The organism is Agromyces mediolanus (assembly GCF_023715325.1).
Lineage (GTDB): Bacteria > Actinomycetota > Actinomycetes > Actinomycetales > Microbacteriaceae > Agromyces > Agromyces mediolanus_A.
Genome location: NZ_JAMBNX010000012.1, coordinates 1 through 23584, shown reverse-complemented (window position 1 = coordinate 23584; position 23584 = coordinate 1). Strand labels below are relative to the sequence as shown.

24 protein-coding genes are annotated in these 23584 nt (G+C 71.4%); 7 read left to right on the top strand and 17 right to left on the bottom strand.

The features are described from left to right. Positions 1-20: 20 nt before the first annotated feature. Positions 21-689 (top strand): trimeric intracellular cation channel family protein, encoded by a 669-nt coding sequence (locus tag M3147_RS17285; RefSeq protein WP_251204734.1) that lies wholly within the window; start codon positions 21-23, stop codon positions 687-689. 158 nt (positions 690-847) lie between these two features. Here the strand turns inward: M3147_RS17285 and leuA are convergent, their stop codons facing one another. The 13 genes from leuA to hrcA form a co-directional block, all read right to left on the bottom strand. Next, positions 848-2620, bottom strand: coding sequence for a 2-isopropylmalate synthase (gene leuA / locus M3147_RS17280; RefSeq protein ID WP_251204662.1), 1773 nt, complete (start codon positions 2618-2620; stop codon positions 848-850). A gap of 220 nt (positions 2621-2840) precedes the next feature. Beyond that, positions 2841-4238 (bottom strand): ABC transporter permease, encoded by a 1398-nt coding sequence (locus M3147_RS17275; protein WP_251204661.1) that lies wholly within the window; start codon positions 4236-4238, stop codon positions 2841-2843. Then, a complete protein-coding gene (locus M3147_RS17270; protein ID WP_189086470.1) occupies positions 4238-4999 on the bottom strand; it encodes an ABC transporter ATP-binding protein in 762 nt (253 codons plus the stop codon). The genes M3147_RS17275 and M3147_RS17270 overlap by 1 nt, the downstream gene beginning before the upstream one ends. 106 nt (positions 5000-5105) lie before the next feature. Next, positions 5106-5765 (bottom strand): response regulator, encoded by a 660-nt coding sequence (locus tag M3147_RS17265; protein ID WP_251204660.1) that lies wholly within the window; start codon positions 5763-5765, stop codon positions 5106-5108. Then, positions 5762-6958, bottom strand: a complete 1197-nt coding sequence (locus tag M3147_RS17260; protein ID WP_251204659.1) for a sensor histidine kinase — start codon at positions 6956-6958, stop codon at positions 5762-5764. Before M3147_RS17260 ends, M3147_RS17265 begins: the two co-directional genes overlap by 4 nt. A 115-nt stretch (positions 6959-7073) precedes the next feature. Next, complete coding sequence (era, locus tag M3147_RS17255) at positions 7074-7967, bottom strand: GTPase Era (RefSeq protein ID WP_251204658.1); 894 nt, start codon at positions 7965-7967, stop codon at positions 7074-7076. Next, entirely contained in the window at positions 7960-9273 is a 1314-nt protein-coding gene (locus M3147_RS17250; protein WP_251204657.1) for a hemolysin family protein, read from the bottom strand. The genes era and M3147_RS17250 overlap by 8 nt, the downstream gene beginning before the upstream one ends. A gap of 2 nt (positions 9274-9275) precedes the next feature. Then, positions 9276-9737: an rRNA maturation RNase YbeY gene (gene ybeY / locus M3147_RS17245; RefSeq protein WP_251204656.1), complete on the bottom strand. Its 462-nt coding sequence runs from the start codon at positions 9735-9737 to the stop codon at positions 9276-9278. Between the two features lie 7 nt (positions 9738-9744). After that, positions 9745-10839, bottom strand: coding sequence for a PhoH family protein (locus tag M3147_RS17240; RefSeq protein ID WP_251204655.1), 1095 nt, complete (start codon positions 10837-10839; stop codon positions 9745-9747). A gap of 4 nt (positions 10840-10843) precedes the next feature. Next, positions 10844-11203, bottom strand: coding sequence for a histidine triad nucleotide-binding protein (locus tag M3147_RS17235; protein ID WP_251204654.1), 360 nt, complete (start codon positions 11201-11203; stop codon positions 10844-10846). A gap of 24 nt (positions 11204-11227) precedes the next feature. Beyond that, complete coding sequence (locus M3147_RS17230; protein WP_251204653.1) at positions 11228-11962, bottom strand: 16S rRNA (uracil(1498)-N(3))-methyltransferase; 735 nt, start codon at positions 11960-11962, stop codon at positions 11228-11230. Position 11963: 1 nt separating this feature from the next. Next, a complete protein-coding gene (gene dnaJ, locus M3147_RS17225) occupies positions 11964-13064 on the bottom strand; it encodes a molecular chaperone DnaJ (protein WP_251204652.1) in 1101 nt (366 codons plus the stop codon). Positions 13065-13121: 57 nt separating this feature from the next. Continuing rightward, complete coding sequence (gene hrcA / locus M3147_RS17220; protein ID WP_251204651.1) at positions 13122-14144, bottom strand: heat-inducible transcriptional repressor HrcA; 1023 nt, start codon at positions 14142-14144, stop codon at positions 13122-13124. A gap of 181 nt (positions 14145-14325) precedes the next feature. Between hrcA and M3147_RS17215 the strand changes: the two genes are divergently transcribed. Together M3147_RS17215 and M3147_RS17210 are read left to right on the top strand one after the other, a co-directional pair. Then, positions 14326-14733, top strand: a complete 408-nt coding sequence (locus tag M3147_RS17215; RefSeq protein WP_251204650.1) for a DUF4870 domain-containing protein — start codon at positions 14326-14328, stop codon at positions 14731-14733. 135 nt (positions 14734-14868) lie between these two features. Beyond that, positions 14869-15288, top strand: a complete 420-nt coding sequence (locus M3147_RS17210) for a DUF4870 domain-containing protein (RefSeq protein ID WP_251204649.1) — start codon at positions 14869-14871, stop codon at positions 15286-15288. A 70-nt stretch (positions 15289-15358) separates the two neighbouring features. Here M3147_RS17210 and hemW read toward each other — a convergent pair whose 3' ends face one another. Genes hemW through lepA form a run of 3 tightly spaced genes read right to left on the bottom strand, consistent with a single transcriptional unit; the run spans position 15359 to position 19115 of the window. Beyond that, a complete protein-coding gene (gene hemW, locus M3147_RS17205) occupies positions 15359-16582 on the bottom strand; it encodes a radical SAM family heme chaperone HemW (protein WP_251204648.1) in 1224 nt (407 codons plus the stop codon). 3 nt (positions 16583-16585) lie between these two features. Then, on the bottom strand, positions 16586-17230 hold the full coding sequence (locus M3147_RS17200; RefSeq protein ID WP_251204647.1) for a DUF1990 family protein: 645 nt from the start codon (positions 17228-17230) through the stop codon (positions 16586-16588). Between the two features lie 10 nt (positions 17231-17240). Beyond that, positions 17241-19115, bottom strand: a complete 1875-nt coding sequence (gene lepA / locus M3147_RS17195) for a translation elongation factor 4 (protein WP_251204646.1) — start codon at positions 19113-19115, stop codon at positions 17241-17243. Positions 19116-19195: 80 nt separating this feature from the next. Between lepA and M3147_RS17190 the strand changes: the two genes are divergently transcribed. From M3147_RS17190 to rpsT, 4 genes are all read left to right on the top strand, one after another. Further along, entirely contained in the window at positions 19196-20410 is a 1215-nt protein-coding gene (locus M3147_RS17190) for a sensor histidine kinase (RefSeq protein WP_251204645.1), read from the top strand. Then, positions 20407-21027 carry a response regulator gene (locus M3147_RS17185; RefSeq protein WP_251204644.1) on the top strand — a complete coding sequence of 207 codons (621 nt, stop codon included), beginning with the start codon at positions 20407-20409 and terminating at the stop codon, positions 21025-21027. The genes M3147_RS17190 and M3147_RS17185 overlap by 4 nt, the downstream gene beginning before the upstream one ends. Positions 21028-21029: 2 nt before the next feature. Then, entirely contained in the window at positions 21030-21812 is a 783-nt protein-coding gene (locus tag M3147_RS17180) for an alpha/beta fold hydrolase (protein WP_251204643.1), read from the top strand. Between the two features lie 149 nt (positions 21813-21961). Next, entirely contained in the window at positions 21962-22222 is a 261-nt protein-coding gene (gene rpsT, locus M3147_RS17175) for a 30S ribosomal protein S20 (RefSeq protein WP_189086488.1), read from the top strand. A gap of 237 nt (positions 22223-22459) precedes the next feature. On the opposite strand, the gene holA is transcribed toward rpsT, so the two are convergent. Beyond that, positions 22460-23488 carry a DNA polymerase III subunit delta gene (holA, locus tag M3147_RS17170; RefSeq protein WP_251204642.1) on the bottom strand — a complete coding sequence of 343 codons (1029 nt, stop codon included), beginning with the start codon at positions 23486-23488 and terminating at the stop codon, positions 22460-22462. Positions 23489-23584 lie beyond the last annotated feature (96 nt).

The window sequence follows — 23584 nt, the reverse complement described above, 5'->3', positions numbered from 1 at the left end:
GGGTGGAGACCTCGCAGTTCATGATCCCGCTCTGGCTGGACCTCACCGCCGTCGGCCTCGGCGGCGTGCAGGGCGCGCTGTTCGCCTCCGGCTTCCGCGGCGAACGCCGCCTCGATCTGCTCGGCGTCGCCATCGTCGGCATCGTGATGGGCTTCGGCGGCGGAATCATCCGCGATCTGCTGCTGAACCAGCCCATCGGGGCGCTGCAGAGCAACTGGTACCTCGTCACCGCGGTCGCCGCGTCGCTCGTCGGCATGCTGCTCGCCGGGCCGCTCAGTCGACTGAACGGGGTCATCGTGGGCCTCGACGCGGTCGTGATCGGCATGTTCGGCGCTTTCGGCACCTCGAAGGCCCTCGGCCTCGGACTGCCGATCCTGCCCGCCGTCTTCGTGGGTGTCGCCGCGGCGGTCGGCGGCGGCATCCTCCGCGACATGCTGATGAGCCTGCCCGTCGCGATCATGCACGTCGGCTCGCTCTACGCGGTCGCCGCGGGGGCCGGATGCCTCGTGCTCGTCATGCTCGAGCTCTTCGGCGTGCCCATCTTCATCGCCGGCGTCGCGTGCGTCGTGGTGACGAGCATCATCCGCTGGCTCGCCGTGATCTTCGACCTCTCCTTGCCCGAGCAGCGCATGCTCTACCGGCGCAAGGTCGCCACCGAGACCGGCGTGCTCCCCGTCATCCGCCGCTGACCCCCACCCCCGACTTGCCCAACTTTCATGAAAGTTGGGCAACCTGGGACTCACCCAAATCCGACTTGCCCAACTTTCATGAAAGTTGGGCAACTCTGGAAATGGCGAGTCGCCCGGGTCCGGGCGGACGCGGGCGACTCGACAGCTCGTGGATCGGCTCAGACGGCGGCGAGCTCCGGCTCCGGCTCGACCGAGACCCCGCGCAGCGCGCGGTTCACCGAGGAGACCACGGCCTTCAGCGAGGCGGTCGAGATATCCGCATCGATGCCGACGCCCCAGAGCACGCGGCCCTCGACCTCGAGCTCGACGTACGCGGCCGCGACGGCGTCGCCGCTCGCGGCGAGCGTGTGCTCGACGTAGTCCCGGAGCTTCACCTGCACGCCCTCGGCACCGAGCACCGCGAGGAACGCCGAGATCGGCCCGTTGCCGCTCGCATCCGCGTCGACGCGCTCGGCGCCGTCGCGGAGGCCGACCCGCACGTTCACGATGCCGTCGAGGTCGCTCTCGGTGCGGAGGCTCAGCAGCTCGAATCGGCCCCACTTCTCGTCGGGGCGCGACTCGGGCGCGGGCAGGTACTCGTCGGTGAAGATGCGCCAGATCTCGTCGCTCGTGACCTCGCCGCCCTCGGCGTCGGTCTTCGCCTGCACGACGCCGGAGAACTCGATCTGCAGCCGGCGCGGCAGCTCGAGCGCGTGGTCGCTCTTCAGCAGGTAGGCGACGCCACCCTTGCCCGACTGCGAGTTCACCCGGATGACGGCCTCGTAGCTGCGGCCCAGGTCCTTGGGGTCGACCGGGAGGTAGGGCACCGCCCACTCGAGCTCGTCGACGGTCACGCCGGCCGCCTCGGCCTTCGCCTCCATCGCCTCGAAGCCCTTCTTGATGGCATCCTGGTGCGAGCCGCTGAACGCGGTGTAGACGAGGTCGCCGGCCCAGGGGCTGCGCTCGTGCACCGGCAGCTGGTTGCAGTACTCGGCGGTGCGCTTGATCCCGTCGAGGTCGCTGAAGTCGATCTGCGGGTCGATGCCCTGCGTGAACAGGTTGATGCCGAGGGCGACGAGGTCGACGTTGCCGGTGCGCTCGCCGTTGCCGAAGAGGCAGCCCTCGATGCGGTCGGCGCCCGCGAGGTAGCCGAGCTCCGCCGCGGCGATCGCGGTGCCGCGGTCGTTGTGCGGGTGCAGCGAGAGGATGACGTTCTCGCGGTGCGCGAGATGCCGGCTCATCCACTCGATCGAGTCGGCGTAGACGTTCGGCGAGGCCATCTCGACCGTCGCGGGCAGGTTGATGATGACCTTGCGCTCGGGCGTCGGTTCGAAGATCTCGAGCACCTGGTTGCAGACCTCGACCGCGAACTCCAGCTCGGTCCCCGTGTAGCTCTCGGGCGAGTACTCGTAGTAGACGGTCGTGCCCGGGACGGTCGACTCCATCTCGCGGCACTTGCGCGCGCCGTGCAGGGCGATGTCGACGATGCCCTGGCGGTCGGTGCGGAACACGACCTCGCGCTGCAGCACGCTCGTCGAGTTGTAGAGGTGCACGATCGCCTGCTTCGCACCGGCGATCGCCTCGTAGGTGCGCTCGATGAGGTGGTCGCGCGCCTGGGTCAGCACCTGGATCGTGACGTCGTCGGGGATGGCGCCGTCGTCGATGAGCTGGCGGACGAAGTCGAAATCGGTCTGGCTGGCGCTCGGGAAGCCGACCTCGATCTCCTTGTAGCCCATCTTCACGAGCAGCTCGAACATGATGCGCTTGCGCTCGGGGCTCATCGGGTCGATGAGGGCCTGGTTGCCGTCGCGGAGGTCGACCGCGCACCAGCGCGGCGCCTCGGTGATGCGCTGGTCGGGCCAGGTGCGGTCGGGCAGCTCGACGCGGAGCTGCTCGTGGTACGGACGGTACCGGTGCACGGGCATCGGGGACGGCTTCTGGGTGTTCTGCATGGTGCTCTCTTCTCGCTTCAGTCCGGTGGCAGCCGACGACGAACTCCGCAGCGAGGGAGGCCTAGAACGAGGACTCGCTGCGGCAGCTAAGGAGAAGCAGGCCGTGAAGCACGGAACCAGGGTAGCACCGCGACGGAGAGGGGCGGAACCGGAGCATCCCCCACGGAGCCCCGGTCCCGCCCGGCGGGCACCCCCCTGGTGCCCGGTCTGGTGGCCGACGTCAGTCGGCGGCGAGCGCCACGACCGGCGACACCCGCATGGCCCGGCGCGCCGGGGCGATCGACGCGATCGCCGTGAGCAGGCCGGCGGCGACGATCAGGATGCCGATCATCGCCCACGGGATGCCGGGGAGGATGAACACCGGCTGCCCCTGCGCCCCGCCGAGCAGCGCCTGCGCGCCCGCCCAGCCGTAGACGAAGCCGAGCACGAGCCCGGTCATCGTCGCCGCGATGGTGAGCGCCGCCGCCTCGGCGACGATCATGCCGCGCAGCTGCCGCGCCTCGAAACCGAGCGCACGCAGCAGCCCGAGCTCGCGGGTGCGCTGCAGCACGCTGAGCGACAGGGTGTTCACCAGGCCGATGGCGGCGATCAGGGCGCTGAACCCGATGAGCACGGCGAAGATCGCGATGGTCACGTTCAGCATGCCTTCGACGCCGGCGAACACCTCGGGCTGCGCCTCGATCGCCGCGTGGATCATGGCGCGGTAGGACTCCATCGTCACGGAGAAGGTGGTGACGAGGGTGACGCCGATCACGAGGCCGATCGTCATCCGTGAGGAGCGCTCCGGGTTCCGCACCGCGTTCTCCGCGGCGATGCGCGCCGCCGGGGTCCGGCCGAACAGTCGGCCGACGAGGCGGAGCACCGGGGGCATGACGATGTGGGCCGCGAGCACGATGCCGGAGAAGGAGAGGATGCCGCCGAGCAAGCCGATGAGCACTCCCTCGGGTCGGACGAGGCCGACGACGATGCCCACCGCGAGCAGCCCCGTGCCGAGCACGATGAGCACCACCGCGGCGATGTTGCGGCCGCGTCGGCGGACGAGCTCCTCGCGGTCGGACTCGACCGACTGGCCGATCGCCTCGATCGGGCGCACCCGCAGCACGCGGCGGGACCCGACCCACGAGGCGAGCCACGTGGTGAGCACGACGGCGATGGCCGGCAGCAGCACGGAGACGTTCGCGTACTGGTAGGCGACGTCCGGCATGACCCCGGTCGCGACCGCGACACGCTGCAGGCCGAATGCTGCCGCGGTGCCGAGCACGATGCCCGCGGCGGCGCCGGCGAACCCGACCGCGAGGCCCTCGCGTGCGATGCGTCCCCGCTCGGCGCGCGCCGAGGAGCCGATGAGTCGCAGGAGCGCGATGAGGCGGGTCCGGCCGGCGACGACGGTGGCCACCGTGTTCGTCGTCACGACCGCACTCACGTAGATCGCGATCACGATGAACACCCACGCGACGATCGGCAGCATGAGCGCCACCGTGTCACTGTCGCCCGTGACGGAGTCCGCGGCGATCGCGACGGCGAGCATGCCGGTGACGTGCAGCAGCAGGACACCGAAGGTGCCCGCGAGCAGCGCCACGAGGAATGTGGGGACCTGGTCCTTCAGCCGGGCGCGCATCAGGCCGCGGTTTCCATCGAGAGCATGAACGAGGCGATCTCCTCGGGCGTCGAACGCCCGGCGTCGCGCACGATCCGCCCGTCGGCGAGGTAGAGGATGCGATCGGCGTGGCTCGCGGCGATCGGGTCGTGGGTGACCATCGCGATCGACTGGCCGTAGCCGGCGCTCGCCCCGGCGAGCAGGCCCAGCACCTCGCGCCCGGTGCGGGAGTCGAGGTTGCCGGTCGGTTCGTCGGCGAAGACGAGGTCGGGCCGGGTGGCGAGCGCCCGGGCGATCGCCACCCGCTGCTGCTGCCCGCCGGAGAGCTCGTGCGGGCGGTGGCCGAGCCGGCTCTTCAGGCCCAGCACCTCGTAGAGCTCCTCGATCCACATGCGCTCGTCGAGGCTCGGCTTGCGACCGTCGAGTTCGAACGGGAGCAGCACGTTGCCGCGCACGTCGAGCGTGGGGACGAGGTTGAAGGACTGAAAGATGAAGCCGACGCGGCGACGGCGGAGCACGGTCAGGGCGCTGTCGGGCAACGAGGTGATCTCGGTATCACCGAGCCACACCTGCCCGGAGCTCGGCGTGTCGAGTCCGGCCATGATGTGCATGAGCGTCGACTTGCCGGAACCGGACGGCCCCATGATCGCGGTGAACTCGCCGCGGCGCAGCCCGAGCGAGACGTCGTCGAGCGCGGTGACCTGACCGGCGCCGCTGCCGTAGCGCTTGCCGAGGGCGGCGACGCGGGCGATGAGGCCGAGGTCTGAGGGTTGGATCTGCATGTCTTCGACGCTACGGAACCGGCTCGCCCCGGTCATCCGGCCGGCGGATGGTCCGCCGTCATCCTGCAGGATGACCGTCGGCAGGCGGCAGGCGGCAGGATGACGCTCAGAGCTCGTGCTCGTACGCGAAGACGACGAGCTGCACCCGGTCGCGCAGCCCGAGCTTCGCGAGGATGCGGCTGACGTGCGTCTTCACGGTCGCCTCGCTCAGGTACTCACTCGTCGCGATCTCCGAGTTCGAGAGCCCCTTCGCGGCGAGGGCGAAGATCTCGCGCTCGCGCGGCGTGAGTTCGCCCCACGCGGGCGGTGCCGGGCTGCGCTCGCTGCCCCGGCCGGCGTGCGCGATGAGGTTGCGGGTCGCGTTCGCCGCGATGACGGCATTGCCCTGGTGCACGGTGCGGATGGCGGCGAGCAGGAACTCGGGGTCGGCGTCCTTCAGCACGAAGCCGCTCGCGCCGGCCCGGATCGCCCGCGCCGCGTTCTCGTCGAGGTCGAAGGTCGTGAGCACGAGCACCCGCGGCGCGGGGTAGCCATCACGATCGGCGTCGGCGAGGATCCGCTCGGTGGCCGCGATGCCGTCGAGCACGGGCATCCGCACGTCCATCAGCACGACGTCGGGCCGTGCCCGGTTCGCGAGCGCCGCCCCGGCGGCCCCGTCGGCGGCCTCCCCGGCGAAGGAGAGGTCGGGTTGCGACTCGATGAGCATGCGGATGCCCGCACGGAACAGGGCCTGGTCGTCCACGAGGCAGACGCGGATCTCGGTCATCGGGTGCTCCCATGCTGCGCCGGGATCCGGGCGATCACCCGGAACCGGTTGTCTTCGGTCTCGATCGTGAGCTGGCCGCCCGTGAGCTGTGCGCGCTCGCGCATGCCCGGGATGCCGTGCCGGGCGCCGCGCCCGGCGACGGGCTCCGCTCCCGGATGAGTGTGGTTCGTGACGGTGGCGACGACACCGTCCTGCTGCCAGGCGAGCACGACGTCGACGGGCCGCTCGGCGTCGCCGTGCCGGAGCGCGTTCGTGAGCGCCTCCTGAACGATGCGGTAGACGGCGATCTGGTGGCCGGTGCCGAGCTCGATCCGCGGGCCCTGTTCGACGAGCTCCACCTCGAGCCCCGCGGCGCGCAGTTGCGCGAGCAGCTCCTCGAGGTCGTCGAGCACGGGCTGGGGCGTGTCGGTCTCCGCGTGGCGGAGCTCCGCGAGCAGCATCCGAACGTCGCCGAGCGCTCCACGGGCCACGCCCGCGATGGTGCCGAGCGCTTCGACCGCGGTCTCAGGCCTGGTGCGGGCCGCGAACCGGGCGCCGTCCGCCTGGGCGATCACGACCGCGAGGGAGTGCGCGACGACGTCGTGCATGTCGCGCGCGATGCGGTTGCGCTCCTGCTCGACCACGTACCGGTACTCGGCCAGCTCTCGCTCGCGGAGCGCGACCTCCTCGCGGCGGCGGATCTCCCGCGAGTCGCGGACCGCCCGCACGAGCAGGCCCGCCGTCCAGCTCAGCACCAGCACGGAGATCGCCGCGACGAAGGTGACACCGAGCCACAGGGTGAGCGCGACGGCGTTGTCCTGCGCGAACAGGAAATCGCCGCTCTGGGCGAGGGCCGGCTTCAGCAACCCGAGGTACAGGGTCGCGACGACGGAGCCGACACCGGCGGAGACGAGGCCCAGCCACTTCACGATCGGGGCGCCGTGCGCGGCCGTCGAGTAGAGCACGCCGAGCACCGCCACGTCGTAGAGCTGCAGCTCGCGGAGCGTCGCCATCTGCACCACGGCGGCCATCCAGGCGATGCCGAGGGACCACGCGGGCGAGAGCCGGCGCACCGCCAGCGCGCCCGCGAATCCCGCGAGCGCGACGAGGTCGAAGACGTTGCCGAGGAGCGCGAGCGGGAGTGAGACGAGCGCGAACACGCCCGCGAGCACGATGTCGGTCGTCAGGCGACCGCGGCTCAGAGTCGTGCGCATCGAACCACCGTACGCCCGGCTCCCCCGGCATTCACGCCGTTCGCGCCGGAATCATCCTGCAGACGGACCGCCGAGGCATCCGCCCCTCGCCCGCCCACCCGGTGATCGCCCGCGCTCAGAAGCCGAGCCGGCCGAGCTGCTTCGGGTCGCGCTGCCAGTCCTTCGCGACCTTCACGTGCAGCGCGAGGTAGACCTTGCGGCCGAGCAGCCGTTCGATCTCGACCCGGGCCGTCGCGCCGACCTCCTTCAGCCGGGCGCCGCCCTTGCCGATGATGATGCCCTTCTGGCTGTCGCGCTCGACGACGACGTTCGCGTAGATCTCGACGAGGTCTTTGTCCTCCCGCTCGATCAGGTCGTCGACGGTCACCGCGATCGAGTGCGGCAGCTCGTCGGAGACGCCTTCGAGGGCGGCCTCCCGGACGAACTCGGCGATGCGCTCGGTCACGTCCTCGTCGGTCGTGGTCTCCTCCGGGTAGAGCGGATGGCTCGATGTCGGCGTGAGCGAGAGCAGCTCGTCGACGAGCACCTCGAGCTGCTCCCCGCGGGGTGCAGACACCGGCACGATCGCGTCCCACTCCCGCAGTCCGGAGACGGCGAGCAACTGCTCGGCGACCTTCGCCTTCGAGGCGGCGTCGGTCTTCGTGACGATCGCCACCTTCTTCGCCCGCGGGTACTGCTCGAGCTGCTCGTTGATGAAGCGGTCGCCGGGGCCGATCGGCTCGTTCGCCGGCACGCAGAACGCGATCACGTCGACGTCGCCGAGCGTCGTCTGCACGAGTGCGTTCAACCGCTCGCCGAGCAGGGTGCGCGGCCGGTGGAGGCCCGGGGTGTCGACGAGGATCAGCTGTCCGTGCGGTCGGTGCACGATGCCGCGGATGGCCCGCCTGGTCGTCTGCGGCTTCGAGCTCGTGATGGCGACCTTCTCACCGACGAGCGCATTGGTGAGCGTCGACTTGCCCACGTTCGGCCGGCCGACGAAGGAGACGAATCCTGCACGGTACTCAGTCACGGTGGTGCTCCTGTTCTGCGTCGCCGACGAAGGCCGCGGTGGCGTCGATGAGGGCCGCGTCGGCGGAGACCAGCACGGTCGAGATGCGTCGGCGCCGCCCCTCGGTGCGCTCGGCCTCGAGCTCGAGCCCGCTCGTCGTCGCCCGGTCGCCGCGCTGCGGCAGCCGGCCGAGCGCCTTGGCGAGCAGCCCCCCGACGGTGTCGACGTCGTCGTCGTCGAGCTCCAGGCCGAAGAGCTCGCCGAGCTCGTCGATCGCGAGCCTCGCGCTCACCCGGTACCGCCCGTCGCCGAGCGCCTCGACCTCGGGCGTCTCGCGGTCGTACTCGTCGGAGATGTCGCCGACGAGCTCCTCGATCAGGTCTTCCATGGTGGCGAGGCCGGCGATGCCGCCGTACTCGTCGACGACCATCGCGAGGTGGTTCGAGGTCGTCTGCATCTGGCGGAGCAGGGCGTCGGCCTTCATCGAGTCGGGCACGAACACGGCCGGACGGGCGAGCTGCCCCACGGTGAGGTGCTCGGCGTCGAGCGGACGTTCGAAGCCGAGCTTCGCGAGGTCGCGGAGGTAGAGGATGCCGGTGACGTCGTCGGAGTCGAGGCCGATCACCGGGATCCGGGAGTACCCCGCGCTCAGGAACACGCTCATCGCCTGCTGCAGGTGCGCGGTCGCGTCGATCGTGATCATGTCGGTGCGCGGCACCATGACCTCGCGCACGACCGTGTCGTTGAACTCGAAGATCGAGTGGATGAGCTCACGGTCCCCCTCTTCGAGCACGTCCAGCTCCGTCGCCTCGTCGACCATGCTGAGCAGTTGCTCCTCGCTGGAGACCCCCGCGAAGCGGATCCGGCCCGGCGTGACCCGGTTGCCGAGCTGCACGAGGGCGCCCGCGAGCGGGCCGAGCAGCACCCGGAGGAAATGCACGAGGGGTGCGGTCAGCCGCAGCACGACCGGCGCGTGGGCCCGCCCGACGCTGCGCGGGCTCGCGCCGACGAGGACGAACGAGACCGCCGTCATGATGAGCGCGGACCACAGCAGCACGAGCCACGGGTTGTCGAGGAAGCTCGCGAAGGCGAGGGTCACCAGCACGGCGGCCGTCGTCTCGGCGAGGATGCGCATGAAGTTCACCGCGTTCACGTGCGCGCCGGTGTCCTCCGCGATGGCGGTGAGCGAGCGCTTCGCGCGCGAGCCCTCGGCGAGCTCGACGATGTCGGCGCGGGAGCTCGAGCCGATCGCGGAGTCGACCGCCGCCATCAGGCCGCCGAAGGCCACGAGCACGAAGGCGGCGACGAGGAAGTACCAGGTTTCCATCGTCAGCGACGTCGCTCCTGCATGGCGAAGCCGACGAGGAGGTCGCGCTGGATGCCGAACATCTCCTTCTCCTCGGCGGGCTCGGCATGGTCGAAGCCCAGGAGGTGCAGGATGCCGTGCGCGGTCAGCAGCAGCAGCTCGTCGGTCAGGGTGTGCCCGGCCGTCTTCGCCTGCGCTTCCGCCACCTGGGGGCAGAGCACGATGTCGCCGAGGAGGCCCGGCGGGGTCGGCTGGTCTTCGGTGCCCGGACGGAGCTCGTCCATCGGGAAGCTGAGCACGTCGGTCGGGCCGGGCTCGTCCATCCACTGCACGTGCAGCTGCTCCATGGCGCCCTCGTCGACGAGCACGATCGCGAGCTCGGCGTCGACGTGCACGTGCATCGCGTCGAGCGCGTAGACGGCGAGCCGCTGGATCGCGGCCTCGTCGACCTCGATCGCCGACTCGTTGTTGATCTCGATGCTCATGCCTCGCTCACTTCGCCTTTCTCGGCAGGTGGTCTCTGGGGCCGCCGATCGCACCGCGCCCGCGGCGCTCGGCCCGGTTGGCGAACTCGCGAGCCTCGGCCCGCTCGTAGCGCTGCGCCTGCTGGCGCTGGTCGAACTCCGTGTAGGCGTCGACGATGCGGCCGACGAGGGTGTGCCGGACCACGTCGTCGCTCGTCAGCCGGGCGAAGGCGATGTCGTCGATGCCGTCGAGGATGCGCGTGACGATGCGCAGGCCGGAAGCTCCGCCCGGCAGGTCGATCTGGGTGATGTCGCCCGTGACGACCATCTTCGAGCCGAAGCCGAGCCGGGTGAGGAACATCTTCATCTGCTCGGGCGTGGTGTTCTGCGCCTCGTCGAGCACGACGAAGGAGTCGTTCAGCGTGCGCCCGCGCATGTACGCGAGCGGTGCGACCTCGACGGTGCCGGAGGCGAGCAGCTTCGGCACGAGCTCCGGGTCCATCATCTCGTTGAGCGCGTCGTAGAGCGGCCGGAGGTACGGGTCGATCTTGTCGGTCAGGGTGCCGGGCAGGAAGCCGAGTCGCTCCCCCGCCTCGACGGCCGGCCGAGTGAGGATGATGCGGCTGACCTCTTTGCGCTGGAGCGCCTGCACGGCCTTCGCCATGGCGAGGTAGGTCTTGCCGGTGCCCGCGGGGCCGATGCCGAAGACGATGGTGTGCTCGTCGATCGCGTCGACGTAGGCGCGCTGGCCCTCGGTCTTCGGTCGGATCTGCTTGCCCCGGCTCGAGACGATCACCTGCCCGAGCAGCTCGGAGGGCCGCGCCGCGGGATCCTGCTCGAGGATGCGGGCCGAGCTCGTCACCTCGGTCGTCGTCGGGTCCTGGTTCTGCCGGACGAGTGCCAGCAGTTCCTCGACGAGGCGCCGGGCGCGGAGCCGCTCGGCCTCCTCGCCGCGGATCGAGATCTGGTTGCCGCGGACGTGCACGGTGACGCCCGGATACTCGCGCTGGATCTGCGCGAGCAACCGGTCCTGCGGACCGAGCAGGCGCACCATCTCGATGCCGTCGATGTGCAGCAGTTCTTCGTCGGGGCGGGGGCGCTCGTCGGCACCCTGGTCATTCATCGGCTCAGCCGGCAAGCGTGCGCTCCTCGAGGCCGCCGGCGAGGACGTGCGCGTGCACGTGGAACACGGTCTGGCCCGCACCCTCGCCGGTGTTGAAAATGAGTCGGAACTGGCCGTCGGCCAGCTCGTCGGCGACGCCGCGCGCGACCTCGACGAGCTCCGCGAGGAGCCCGGGGTCGCCGGCGGCGAGCTCGACGACGTCGCGGTAGTGCCCTTGCTTCGGAGTCACGACGACGTGGACGGGCGCCTGCGGCGCGATGTCCCGGAACGCGATGACCCGCTCGGTCTCGGCGACGATCGTCGCGGGGATCTCGCGCGCGGCGATGCGCTCGAAGACGGTGGGTTCAGCGGCCGGGGCGGTCATAGCTCCATCGTAGCGACGGATGCCTCACCACCGCCCGAGCCTGGCGCTGAGGAGGGCGATCGCGGCGGGACCGGCGGTCGAGGTGCGCAGCACGGTGCGACCGAGGCGCACCGGCTCGGCGCCCGCGGCGGCCAGTCGGGCGAGTTCCTCGGGGGCGATGCCGCCCTCCGGCCCGACGAGCAGCGCGAGCGGACGCTCGTCGAGCTCGAGCTGCGCGAGGCCGCGCTCGGCGCTCGGTTCGAGCACGAGCAGCCGGGTGTCGGCGAGCAGCTCAGGCAGCCGGGCGGTCGGCGTCGCCGCCGTGACCTCGGGCACCCGGGCCCGGATCGACTGCTTGCTCGCCTCGCGGGCGATCGTCGCCCAGCGCTGACGCCCTTTGTCGGCTTTCGGGCCCTCCCAGCGCGAGACGGAGCGGGCCGCCGCCCAGGGCACGATGCGGTCGACCCCGAGCTCGGTGGCCGCCTGGACGGCGAGCTCGTCCCGGTCGCCCTTGGCCAGCGCTTGCACGAGCACGAGCGCAGGGGTCGTCGGCGGCTCGTGGTCGACCTCGACGACCTCGATCGCGAGTTCGCCCTGACCACTCTCGATCACCGGTCCGGTGACGATGGTGCCGCGCCCGTCGCCGATCGCGATCCGCTCGCCGACGCGCACTCTGGCGACCTGCAGCGCATGCCGCGCCTCCTGACCGCCGAGTCGCACGACATCGCCGACGCCGCGCGCCTGGAGCTCCGCGCCCTCGTCGAGGTAGAGGCTCGCCATCTCAGCCCAGGAACCGGTCGCGGAGCTTCGCGAAGAGCCCCTGCTGGAAGTGCGCGAGTTCGGGCGCCTTCTGCTTGCGCGAGGCCGCGAGCTTCTCGACGAGCTCCCGCTCCTTGCCGGAGAGCTTCGTCGGCGTCAGCACGTGGACGCCGATGCGGAGGTCGCCGCGCCCGTTGCCGCGGAGCCGGGTGACTCCGCGGTCCTTGATCGTGATCACCTCGCCCGACTGCAGGCCGGGCTTCAGCTCGAGCTCGACATCGCCGTCGAGGGCGTGCACCGTGGTGCTCGTGCCGAGGACGGCGTCCGTCATCGCGACCTCGAGCGTGCAGAGCAGGTCGTCGCCGTCGCGGCTGAAGACCTCGTGGGTCTTCACCTTCATCTCCAGGTAGAGGTCGCCGTTCGGGCCGCCGGCGGGGCCGGCCTCGCCGGAGCCCGGCATCTGCAGCCTGAGGCCGGTGTCGACGCCCGCGGGGATGTCCACCGGAACCGTGCGGCGGGCGCGGACCCGCCCCTGGCCCTGGCAGGTGACGCAGGGCGTCGCGATGACCGTGCCGTAGCCGCGGCAGGAACCGCAGGGGCTCGAGGTCACCACGTTGCCGAGCAGCGAACGGACCGTGCGCTGGATCTGCCCGGTGCCGTGACAGATGTCGCAGGTGACGGGCGAGGTTCCCGGCGCGCAGCAGCTGCCGTGGCAGGTCTCGCAGACGACGGCCGTGTCGACCTCGAGCTCGCGGTGGGTGCCGAAGATGACCTCCTCGAGGCCGAGCTCGACGCGGATCAGCGCGTCCTGCCCGCGCTCGCGGCGCGAGCGGGGCCCGCGGCTCTGCTGGCCGCCGCCGAAGAAGGTCTCGAAGATGTCGCCGAAGCCGCCGAAGCCGGCCTGGCCGCCGAACCCGCCCTGGCCCCCGAGGTCGTACTGCTGACGCTGCTTCGGGTCGGAGAGCACGTCGTAGGCGTGCGTGACCTCTTTGAACCGCTCGGATGCCTCGGCGCCCGGGTTGACGTCGGGGTGGAGCTCGCGGGCGAGGCGTCGGTACGCCTTCTTGATCTCGTCAGGGGTGGCGTCGCGGGAGACGCCGAGGACCTCGTAGTGGTCTGCCACGGAGGGCGGTTCCTTTCGATGGGTGCCGGAGGCCGGCCGGTCGATGACGGCGGCGGGTCAGTGCTCGCCGAGTGTGCGGGAGAGATAGCGCGCGACCGCGCGGACCGCCGCCATGCTCGTGGTGTAGTCCATGCGCGTCGGACCCACGACGCCGAGTCGCGACACATCGCGCCCGGCGACCGCGAACGAGCTCGCGATGACCGAGGTCTCGGCGAGCCCGAACGGCGCGTTCTCACGTCCGATGCTGACGGCGACGCCGTGCTGGTCGGCCGCCATCTCGCCGAAGAGTTTCAGCAGTACGACCTGCTCCTCGATCGCCTCGATGACGCCGAGGATCGAGCCGGCGAAGTCCTGCTCGGTGCGCACGAGGTTCGCGGCGCCGGCGACGACGAGGCGGTCGCCTCGCTGCACGCGCGCCTGCTCGGCCAGGGTCGTCGCGAGGGTGTGCAGCACCTGCGCGTGCCGCGGATCGACCGCGGGCACCTCGCCGGAGAGCGCCTGTGCCGCCTCGGCGAGCGTGCGCCCGGCCGCGAGCTCGTTGAAGCGCGCGCGGAGCGAGGCGAGGGTCTCCTCGTCGACCGGCGAGCCGAGCTCGGCGACGCGCTGCTCGACCTGCCCCGAATCCGTGATGAGGATGCAGAGCACGCGGTCGGGCGCGAGCGCCACGAGTTCGACGTGGCGCACCCGGGAGCTCGCGAAGCTCGGGTACTGCACGACGGCGAGCTGGTTCGTGAGCTGGGCGATCAGGCGCACGGTTCGGGCGAGGAGCTCGTCGAGGTCGCTCGACTCCCCCAGGAAGGTCTCGATCGCGTGCCGTTGGGCCTGACTCATCGGCCGCAGTTCGCTCAGCTGGTCGACGAAGACGCGATAGCCCTTGTCAGTCGGGATGCGCCCCGACGACGTGTGCGGGGCCGCGATCAGCTCCTCTTCTTCGAGCAGCGCCATGTCGTTCCGGATCGTCGCGGCGGAGACGCCGAAGGCGTGCCGCTCGACGATCGTCTTCGAGCCGACGGGCTCGCGGGAGGCGACGTAGTCCTGCACGATCGCGCGGAGCACGGCGAGTCCTCGATCGGAGACCATCTGCCCCTCCTCCCGCATGTTGGCACTCGTGTTCTTCGAGTGCCAATCCTATCGCGACATCCTGCGCCGCGGGCGTTGCGACGCCCAACGCGCGGCGCTACGGTGATCCCGAGTCCGCGAGCCGTCCCCCGAACGGGTCAGCACGAGCCGCGGCCGATCCCCAGCCCCGAAAGGCATCGCCATGACCGACCCCAACGCACAGACGCCCGACCCGAACGTGCCGCCCCAGCAGCCCGTCCCCCCGCAGCCGGCCGCCACCGCCGGGCCGCTCCCGCAGGACCAGGACATCCAGTGGGCCTCGTTCGCCCACCTGGGCGGCATCCTCGGCTTCCTGCCCTCGCTCATCATCTGGCTCGTCTTCAAGGACCGCGGCCAGTTCACGAACGTCGAGGCGAAGGAGGCGCTGAACTTCCAGATCACGATGCTCATCGGCTACGTCATCGGCGCCGTGCTCTCGATCATCCTCATCGGCGGCCTCATCTCGCTCGCCGTCTGGGTCATCTCGATCGTCTTCTCGATCATCGCGTTCCTGCGCGTGAAGGACGGCCAGCACTACCGCTACCCCTTCGCCCTCCGCCTCATCAAGTAGTCGACCCCGGCCGCTCCAGGCCGCAGCAGCACCGGCGGCGCGCCGGACGGGCCCTTCCGTCCGGCGCGCCGTTTCTGCCACCATGGAGGCGTCCGACCATCCCACCGCGCAGGCGGTGCAGCCAGGAGGCCTTCCATGACCGACGTGCCCACCCCACCGACCCCGCCGACGCCGCCGCCTCCCGGCCCGCCGGCCCCGCCGCCCGGCAGCCCCTACCAGCAGTCGCAGCCGCTCAGCCCGGCCGATGAGAAGCTCTGGGCGACGCTCGTGCACATCGGCGGCATCTTCTTCGGCTTCATCCCGGCGCTGCTCGGCTACCTGCTGCTGAAGGACAAGGGCCCGTTCGTGCGCGCGCACACCGCGACGGCGCTGAACTTCCAGCTCACCATGCTCATCGCGAGCGTGGTCGGCGGCATCCTGTCCATCGTCATCATCGGCTTCTTCGTGCTCATCGCGGTCGCCATCGTGGTGATCGTGTTCAGCATCATCGCCGCCATCAAGGCGAACCAGGGCCAGCCCTACGTCTACCCGATGTCGATCAAGTTCGTGAGCTGATCGAAGCATCCTCGAATCGCCCGTCTCCCCCGCGGAGGCGGGCGATTCGGCGTTCCGGCGCCACCCGAGCTCAGTCGAGCAGCCGCCGGACCACCGCGTCCGCGAGCAGCCGACCGCGACGGCTGAGCGTCAGCCGACCGGCGAGCGCCGCCCTCGGCTCGACGAGCTCGTCGGCGATGAGGCCGGCGACCGCGGAGCGCCCCGCCTCCGGGAGCGAGGCGATCTCGAGCCCCTCACGGATCCTGGTGCCGAGCAGCACCCGCTCGGTCTCGCGCGTCGCCGCGTCGAGCGTCTCGCGACCGACGGCGGGAGAGACTCCCGCCGCGATCCGCTCGGCGTAGGCGGCCGGGTGCTTCGCGTTCCACCAGCGCACACCGCCGACGTGGCTGTGCGCGCCGGGCCCGACGCCCCACCAGTCGTCGCCCCGCCAATAGCCGAGGTTGTGCCGAGAGCGGTGCTCGTCGCCGCGCGCCCAGTTGCTGACCTCGTACCACGCGAAGCCCGCCCCGCCGAGCAGTTCGTCGGCGAGCTCGTACATGTCCGCCGCGAGGTCGTCGTCGGGTGCTGGCAGCTCGCCGCGGCGCACCTGGCGGGCGAGCTTCGTGCCGTCCTCCACGATGAGGGAGTAGGCGCTCAGGTGGTCGGGTGAGGCGGCGATCGCCGCCTCGAGGCTCGTGCGCCAGTCCGCGAGCCGCTCCCCCGGGGTCGAGTAGATCAGGTCGAGGCTGACGTCGAGCCCCGCCTCGCGCGCCCATTCGACGACGAGCGGAACTCTGGCGGGGTCGTGGGTGCGGTCCAGGGTGGCGAGCACGCTCGGCACCGCGGACTGCATGCCGAAGGAGACGCGCGTGAAACCGCCCGCGCGGAGCTCGGCGAGGTACGCGGCGTCCACCGAGTCCGGGTTCGCCTCGGTCGTCACCTCGGCGCCGGGCTGGATGCCGAACTCACGTCGAGCGGCCGCGAGCACGCCGACCAGCTGGGCCGCCGGGAGCAGCGTCGGGGTTCCGCCCCCGAAGAACACGGTGCTGAGCTCGCGGGCCGGGAGCGCGGAAGCCTCGAGCGCCGCCGCGGCGAAGCGCAGCTCGCCGACCGCCTGCTCGGCGTAGTCGGCCTGCTTCACCCCGCGCAGCTCGCCCGCGGTGTAGGTGTTGAAGTCGCAGTACCCGCAGCGCACCCGGCAGAACGGCACGTGCACGTAGAGCCCGAGCGCGCGGTCGGCGGCGCCATCGACCGACTGCGCGGGCAGGAGCCCGTCAGGCGGCGCGGGGTCGCCGATCGGCAGCGGTCCGGCCACGGCTCAGACGAAGGCGGGGTGCAGCGCGCGCAGCTCCCGCTGGGTGAGCTCGCGGCGACGCCGGCGCACAGCCGGCGCGACGACGGCGCGCGCGCCGCCCGCGGTCTGCAGCACCGAGCGGATCGTGAGCCACACGCTGTCGTCCTCACGGCGCTCGAGCACGAACGACTCCTCGCCGCTCTCCTCGCCGCCGCCGGTGGTGCCGTAGGCGAAGCCGATGCGGTCGGGCTCGTCGATGACGTAGACCACGAGCACCTGCGTGTCGTGGTGCCCGAACCGGCGCTGCGAGCGCAGCGTTGCGGTCATCCCCGCGGCGAGGTACGGCGTGCCGTCGGCGGCGAAACGCTGCTCGGTGTGCGGCTGCGCACCCGCCGCGGGCGTCCCTTCGCCGTCGTAGGCGATGCCGGTGTACTGGGTGCCGGTGCCGGCGGTGACGTCGAGCACCTCGAATCCGGCGCCGCGCTGGACGCCCCAGGTCATCAGCTCCTCCGCGGCCTTGTCGAAGCGCTCGCGCCCCGAGCCGATCTTCACGCTGTCCTCCGCCGGGCGGTACCCCTCCGGCGGGTAGCGGAGGAGATCGGGGGCCTGCGTGGCCCCGATCGCCCCGTACGTCACCGACTGGTCGGTGAACGAGCTCCGTCGCTTCATGACGCGCTCCCTACTTCTTCTTGGAGTCCTTGGACTCGGTGTCGCCCGAGAGCGCGGCGATGAACGCCTCCTGGGGGACCTCGACGCGGCCGACCATCTTCATGCGCTTCTTGCCCTCCTTCTGCTTCTCGAGGAGCTTGCGCTTGCGGCTGATGTCGCCGCCGTAGCACTTCGCGAGGACGTCCTTGCGCATGGCCCGGATGGACTCGCGCGCGATGATGCGGGCGCCGATCGCCGCCTGGATCGGCACCTCGAACTGCTGGCGCGGGATGAGCTCGCGGAGCCGCCCGGTCATCAGCACGCCGTAGGCGTACGCCTTGTCGCGGTGCACGATGGCGCTGAACGCGTCGACCTGCTCGCCCTGGAGCAGGATGTCGACCTTCACGAGGTCGGCCGCCTGGTCGCCGGAGGGCTCGTAGTCGAGCGAGGCGTAGCCGGCGGTCTTCGACTTCAGGTGGTCGAAGAAGTCGAACACGATCTCGCCGAGCGGCATGTCGTAGCGGATCTCGACACGGTCCTCACCGAGGTACTCCATGCCGAGCAGGGTGCCGCGTCGTGACTGGCACAGTTCCATGATCGTGCCGACGTAGTCCTTCGGCGCGAGGATCGCGGCCTTCACCATCGGCTCGCGCACCTCGGCGATCTTGGCGCCCGTCGGGAACTCGCTCGGGTTCGTGACGGTGACCGTCTTCTTGTCTTCCGTCGTGACCTCGTAGACCACCGAGGGGGCGGTCGCGATGATGTCGAGACCGAACTCCCGGCGGAGCCGCTCGGTGACGATCTCGAGGTGCAGGAGCCCCAGGAAGCCGGCACGGAAGCCGAAGCCGAGCGCCACCGAGGTCTCGGGCTCGTAGACGAGCGCGGCATCCGAGAGCTTCAGCTTGTCGAGGGCCTCGCGCAGCTCCGGGTAGTCGCTGCCGTCGATCGGGTACAGCCCGGAGAAGACCATCGGCAGCGGCTCGGTGTAGCCGTCGAGGGCTTCGGCGGCCGGCTTCACCGCGGTGGTGACCGTGTCGCCCACCTTGGACTGGCGCACGTCCTTCACGCCCGTGATGAGGTAGCCGACCTCGCCCACGCCGAGGCCCTTGCTGGGGGTCGGCTCGGGCGCGCTCACGCCGATCTCGAGGATCTCGTGCGTCGCCTTGGTCGACATCATCTGGATGCGCTCGCGCGGGTTCAGCTGCCCGTCGACCATGCGCACGTAGGTGACGACGCCGCGGTAGCTGTCGTAGACGGAGTCGAAGATCATCGCCCGCGGCGGGGCGGTGGCATCGCCGACCGGGGCCGGGATGCGCTGCACGACGCGGTCGAGGAGCGCCTCGACGCCGAGACCGGTCTTGCCCGAGACCTTCATCACGTCGTCGGGTGAGCCGCCGATGAGGTCGGCGAGCTCGCGCGCGTACTTCTCCGGCTCGGCGGCGGGCAGGTCGATCTTGTTCAGCACCGGGATGATCTCGAGGTCGTTCTCGAGCGCCAGGTAGAGGTTCGCGAGCGTCTGCGCCTCGATCCCCTGCGCCGCGTCGACGAGCAGGATCGCCCCCTCGCACGCGGCGAGCGAGCGCGAGACCTCGTAGCTGAAGTCGACGTGCCCCGGGGTGTCGATCATGTTCAGCGCGTACGCGACATCGCGACCGGTGTCGTCGGCGACCGCCCACGGCATGCGGACGGCCTGGCTCTTGATGGTGATGCCGCGCTCGCGCTCGATGTCCATCCGGTCGAGGTACTGCGCCCGCATGTCCCGGTCGGAGACGATCCCCGTGATCTGCAGCATGCGGTCGGCGAGGGTCGACTTGCCGTGGTCGATGTGCGCGATGATGCAGAAGTTGCGGATCAGCGCGGGGTCGGTGGCAGCAGGCACCGGCGGGTTCACAGCTCTCGGAGACATCGGTCGATTCTCCCATGACTTCGGGTGCGACTTTCGACGGATGCCCCGGTCAGGCCGCCGGGGCTACGCTGAGGCCCATCATGGCCGTGCTCGAAGCCCCCGCAGAAGCGCGGGTGCAGCCCTCCGCGCTGCGCCCGGTGTTCATCGCGCTCCGCGCCGGGCTCCACGTGCTCGTCGTCGGGCTCACGCTCTTCGTCGTGATCCGGGCGCTCGTCGCGGACGACGGGCTCGAGGTGCCCGTCACGGTGCTCTCGATCGTGTTCCTCGCCTGGTACGGCGCGGGCGTCGCCGCCGCGCACCGGCACCTCCCGGTGTGGGCGCGAGTGCTCTGGCTCATCGGCCTGCTCGCGCTCTGGGCGGCGCTCAGCGTACTCACGCCCGATGCGGCGTTCCTCGCGTTCCCGCTCTTCTTCCTCGAACTGCACGTGCTCGCCGCCTCCATCGCCGTGCCCCTCGTGATCGTCACCTTCGCGATCTCCGTGGCCAGCACGACGATGCACCTCGGTTTCGAGCCAGGGAGCGTGCTCGGCCCGTTCATCAGCGCCGGGGTCGCGATCGTCATCGGACTCGGCTATCGCGCGATGGCCCAGGAGACCCGGGAACGCCAGGCGCTCATCCTCGATCTCATGGCCACGCGCGAGGAGCTCGCCGCGGCGAGCCGGGAGGCGGGCACCAAAGCCGAGCGCGAACGGCTCGCCCGCGAGATCCACGACACCGTCGCACAGGGGCTGTCGAGCATCCAGATGCTCCTCCACGCGGCCGAGCGCGACGTGCAGGACGACCGCACCCGCGAACGCCTGGAACTCGCCCGTGAGACGGCGGCGGAGAACCTGCAGGAGACGCGGCGCTTCATCCGCGAGCTCACCCCTGCCCCGCTCGACGGCCGCGGGCTGCCGGCCGCCCTGCAACGCCTCGTCGCCTCGGCGAACGCGCAGGCCGAGCAGTCGGGCGCCGCGGTGCGGGCGAGCTTCTCGACGAGCGGCGAGCCGACCGCGCTGCCGATGGCGGTCGAGGCGACCCTCCTCCGAATCGCGCAGGGCTCGCTCGCGAACGTCGTCGGACATGCGCGGGCCAGGCACGCCGAGCTCACGCTGAGCTTCCTCGGCGACGAGGTCGCGCTCGACGTCGTCGACGACGGCATCGGCTTCGACCCTCGGAAGGCCGAGGCGGGCGAGGGATTCGGCCTCCCGGCGATCCGGCGCCGCGCCGAGCGGCTCGGCGGCACCGCCGACGTCGAGTCGGCACCGGGCGAGGGCACCGCCGTCGTCGTGCGCATCCCGGTGGTGCCCGCATGATCCGGCTGATGCTCGCCGACGACCATCCCGTCGTCCGCGCCGGGATCCGGGCGATGCTCGAGGCCGACCCGGAGCTCGTCGTCGTGGCGGAGGCCGGCACCGCGGCCGAGGCGGTCCGGCTCGCCGGCGACGGCGTCGACCTCGTGCTCATGGACCTCCAGTTCCCGGGCGAGCTGCAAGGTGCGGAGGCCACCCGGCGCATCCGCGCCCTCCCCGCCGCGCCGCGGGTGCTCGTCCTGACGAACTACGACACCGACGCCGACATCCTCGGCGCGATCGAGGCCGGCGCCAGCGGCTACCTCCTGAAGGACGCGCCACCCGAGGAACTCCTCGCCGCGGTCCGGCTCGCGGCGGCGGGCGAGACCGCGCTCGCCCCGGCCGTGTCCTCCCGGCTCGCCGCCGCCGACGGGGCGGAGCAACGCCTCACCGCGCGCGAAGCCGAGGTGCTGACGCTCGTCGCCGAGGGGCGCTCCAACCGCGAGATCGGCCGGGCGTTGTTCCTCAGCGAGGCCACCGTGAAGAGCCATCTCGTGCACATCTTCACGAAGCTCGACGTCGGGTCCCGCACAGCCGCGGTCGCGCGGGCGCGCGAGCTCGGTGCGATCAGGGCGGGCTGAGCGTGGGCCGCGCCCGCGTCGTGCTCGTGCACGGCATCCGCACCTCGTCGACGATGTGGCGCGCGCAGCTCGAGGCGCTCGCGCGCTACGACGTCGAGGCGGTGGCGATCGACCTGCCGGGGCACGGCGACCGGATCGGCGAGCCGTTCACCCTGGACGGCGCGATCGACGCGATCGCTGAAGCGCTTCGCGAGGGGCACGGACGCGGGGCGGCGGACGGGGCGGCGGTCCCCCGGCTGCTCGTCGGCCTGAGCCTCGGTGGCTACCTCGCGATCGAGACCGCGGCGAGGCATCCGGAGCTCCTCGACGGGCTCGTCGCGGCGTCGTGCGGTACCCGTCCCCGCGGCGCCGGCCTGCGGGGGTACCTGGCGCTGGCCGAGGCCATCGGCCGACTGCCCGATCGCGGACGGGCCCTGAACGACGGATTCGTGCGGCTCATGCTCTCCCCCGCGGCGGCCCGCGACGTCGTCGCCGGTGGCGTCGCGCTCGACGTCATGCGCCCCACCCTCACCGCGGTCGGCACGATCGATCTCGAGGCCTCCCTCTCGGCGGTGCGCTGCCCGGTGTGGCTCGTGAACGGACAGCTCGACCATTTCCGGCTCGAGGAGCGCCGGCTGGCCCGCGCGGTGACGGACGGCCGCCTCGTCGTGGTGCCGGGCGCCACCCACCTCGTGAGCCTCAGCCGCCCGGAGGCGTTCACGGCCGTCGTGCTCGGCGCCGTCGCCGAACTCGAGCGGCGGGCGGCCGTGCGAACCGCGGCGCGCGACGCGCGGTCTCCCGGCTGAGCCGCACCTGCTCGCTTTGGTGCAGCCAGCCGGGAGCTGGTATCGTTGCCTGTTGGCTTGCGTGTGGGTCCCACCCCGCACGAAACGTCGCGGCGGCCCCTCTACCGTTCGCGGCACATCCCGTACCGCACGACAACGAAAGAATCCACGTGGCAAACATCAAGTCGCAGATCAAGCGCATCCGCACCAACCGCAAGGCCGAGGAGCGCAACAAGGCCGTCAAGAGCGAGCTCAAGACCGTCGTCCGCGCTGCGCGCGAGGCGATCGCCGGTGGCGACAAGGACAAGGCGACCGCCGCCGTTCGCGTCGCGAACCGCAAGCTGGACAAGGCCGTCTCGAAGGGCGTCATCCACAAGAACCAGGCCGCGAACCGCAAGTCGGCGATCGCGAAGCAGGCCGCCGCGCTCTGAGTCGCAGCAGCACACCTCGAAGGCCCCGCTCCGGCGGGGCCTTCGTCGTTCCCGGGCCCGTTCGGCGGCGTGCCACGGCGGTTCGGTCGCGGGCGCGAGTTGCACGATGAATCGCTCGGAGCGCCATCCGGAGTGGCGCGCCGAGCGATTCATCGTGCAACTCGCGTGCAGCGGGGCCGGGGGTGCTGGGTGGGCAGGGCCGGGGCGTGTGCTGAGGGGGCGGGGCGCTGAGGGGGATCAGTCGCGGCCGCGCGAGGCGATGATGCCGACGAGCCGTTCGAGCGCGAACACCGGGTCGCGTTCTGCGCCCTTCACGGCCGCGTCGGTGGTCGCGAGGGCCTCGATGGTGCGGGCGAGGCCGGCGTCGTCCCAGCCGGCGAGGTCCCGACGCGCCCGATCGACCTGCCAGGGGGCCATGCCGAGCGACGATGCCAGCTGCGCACCGCCGCCACGTGCCCCCGAGACCTTCGCCATGGTGCGCACCTTCATCGCGAAAGCGGCGACGATCGGCACGGGGTCGGCCCCGCTGTCGAGCGCGTGCCGGAGGGCGATGAGCGCTTCGCCGTGCCGGCCGGCGATCGCGGCGTCGGCGACGGTGAACGCCGTCGTCTCGACCCGGCCGCCGTAGTACTTGGCGACGAGCTTCTCGTCGATGTCGCCCGGGGCGTCGGCCATGAGCTGCCGGCACGCGGCGGAGAGTTCGGCGAGGTCGTCGCTGAAGGCCCCGACGAGGGCGCGCAGTGCGCCGGGGGTCACTTTTCGCCCGGCAGCACGGAACTCCGTGGCGGCGAAGTCCTGCTTCTCGGCGTCTTTCTTGAGTTCGGCGCAGACGATCTCGATACCGCCGCCCGTGCCCGCCCGGATGGCGTCGAGCAGCTTCTTGCCGCGCTGGCCGTTGCGGTGGCGGAGCACGAGCGTCGTCGATTCCGCGGTCTGCTCGAGGTAGTCGAGCGCATCGAGCAGGAAGTCGTCGCTCGCCTTCTCGACCCCGGAGACCCGGATGAGGCGCGGCTCACCGAACAACGACGGGCTCGCGAGCGTCAACAGTTCGCCGCGACGATAGGCATCGGCTTCGAGGTCGCTCACCTCGAGCGCGGGGTCTTCGGCACGGAGGAAGTCGCGGAGCATGCTGATCGCGCGCTCCGCGAGCACGTCTTCGGCGCCGGCGACGAGCACGACGGGGGCCGGCCGGACGGCGTTCCACGCGAGCTGCGGGATGGCCGCCTTCGCCTTCGGTGCGGCGCGTGCCGCGGTGCGTGCCGCCACAGTCTCCTCCTGCCCGGCGGGATGCGCCGGCTCGACCTCCAAGTCTACGGCGGAGTCTATGGCCGGCCACCGTCATCGTCGCGCGCGGGCGGGCGG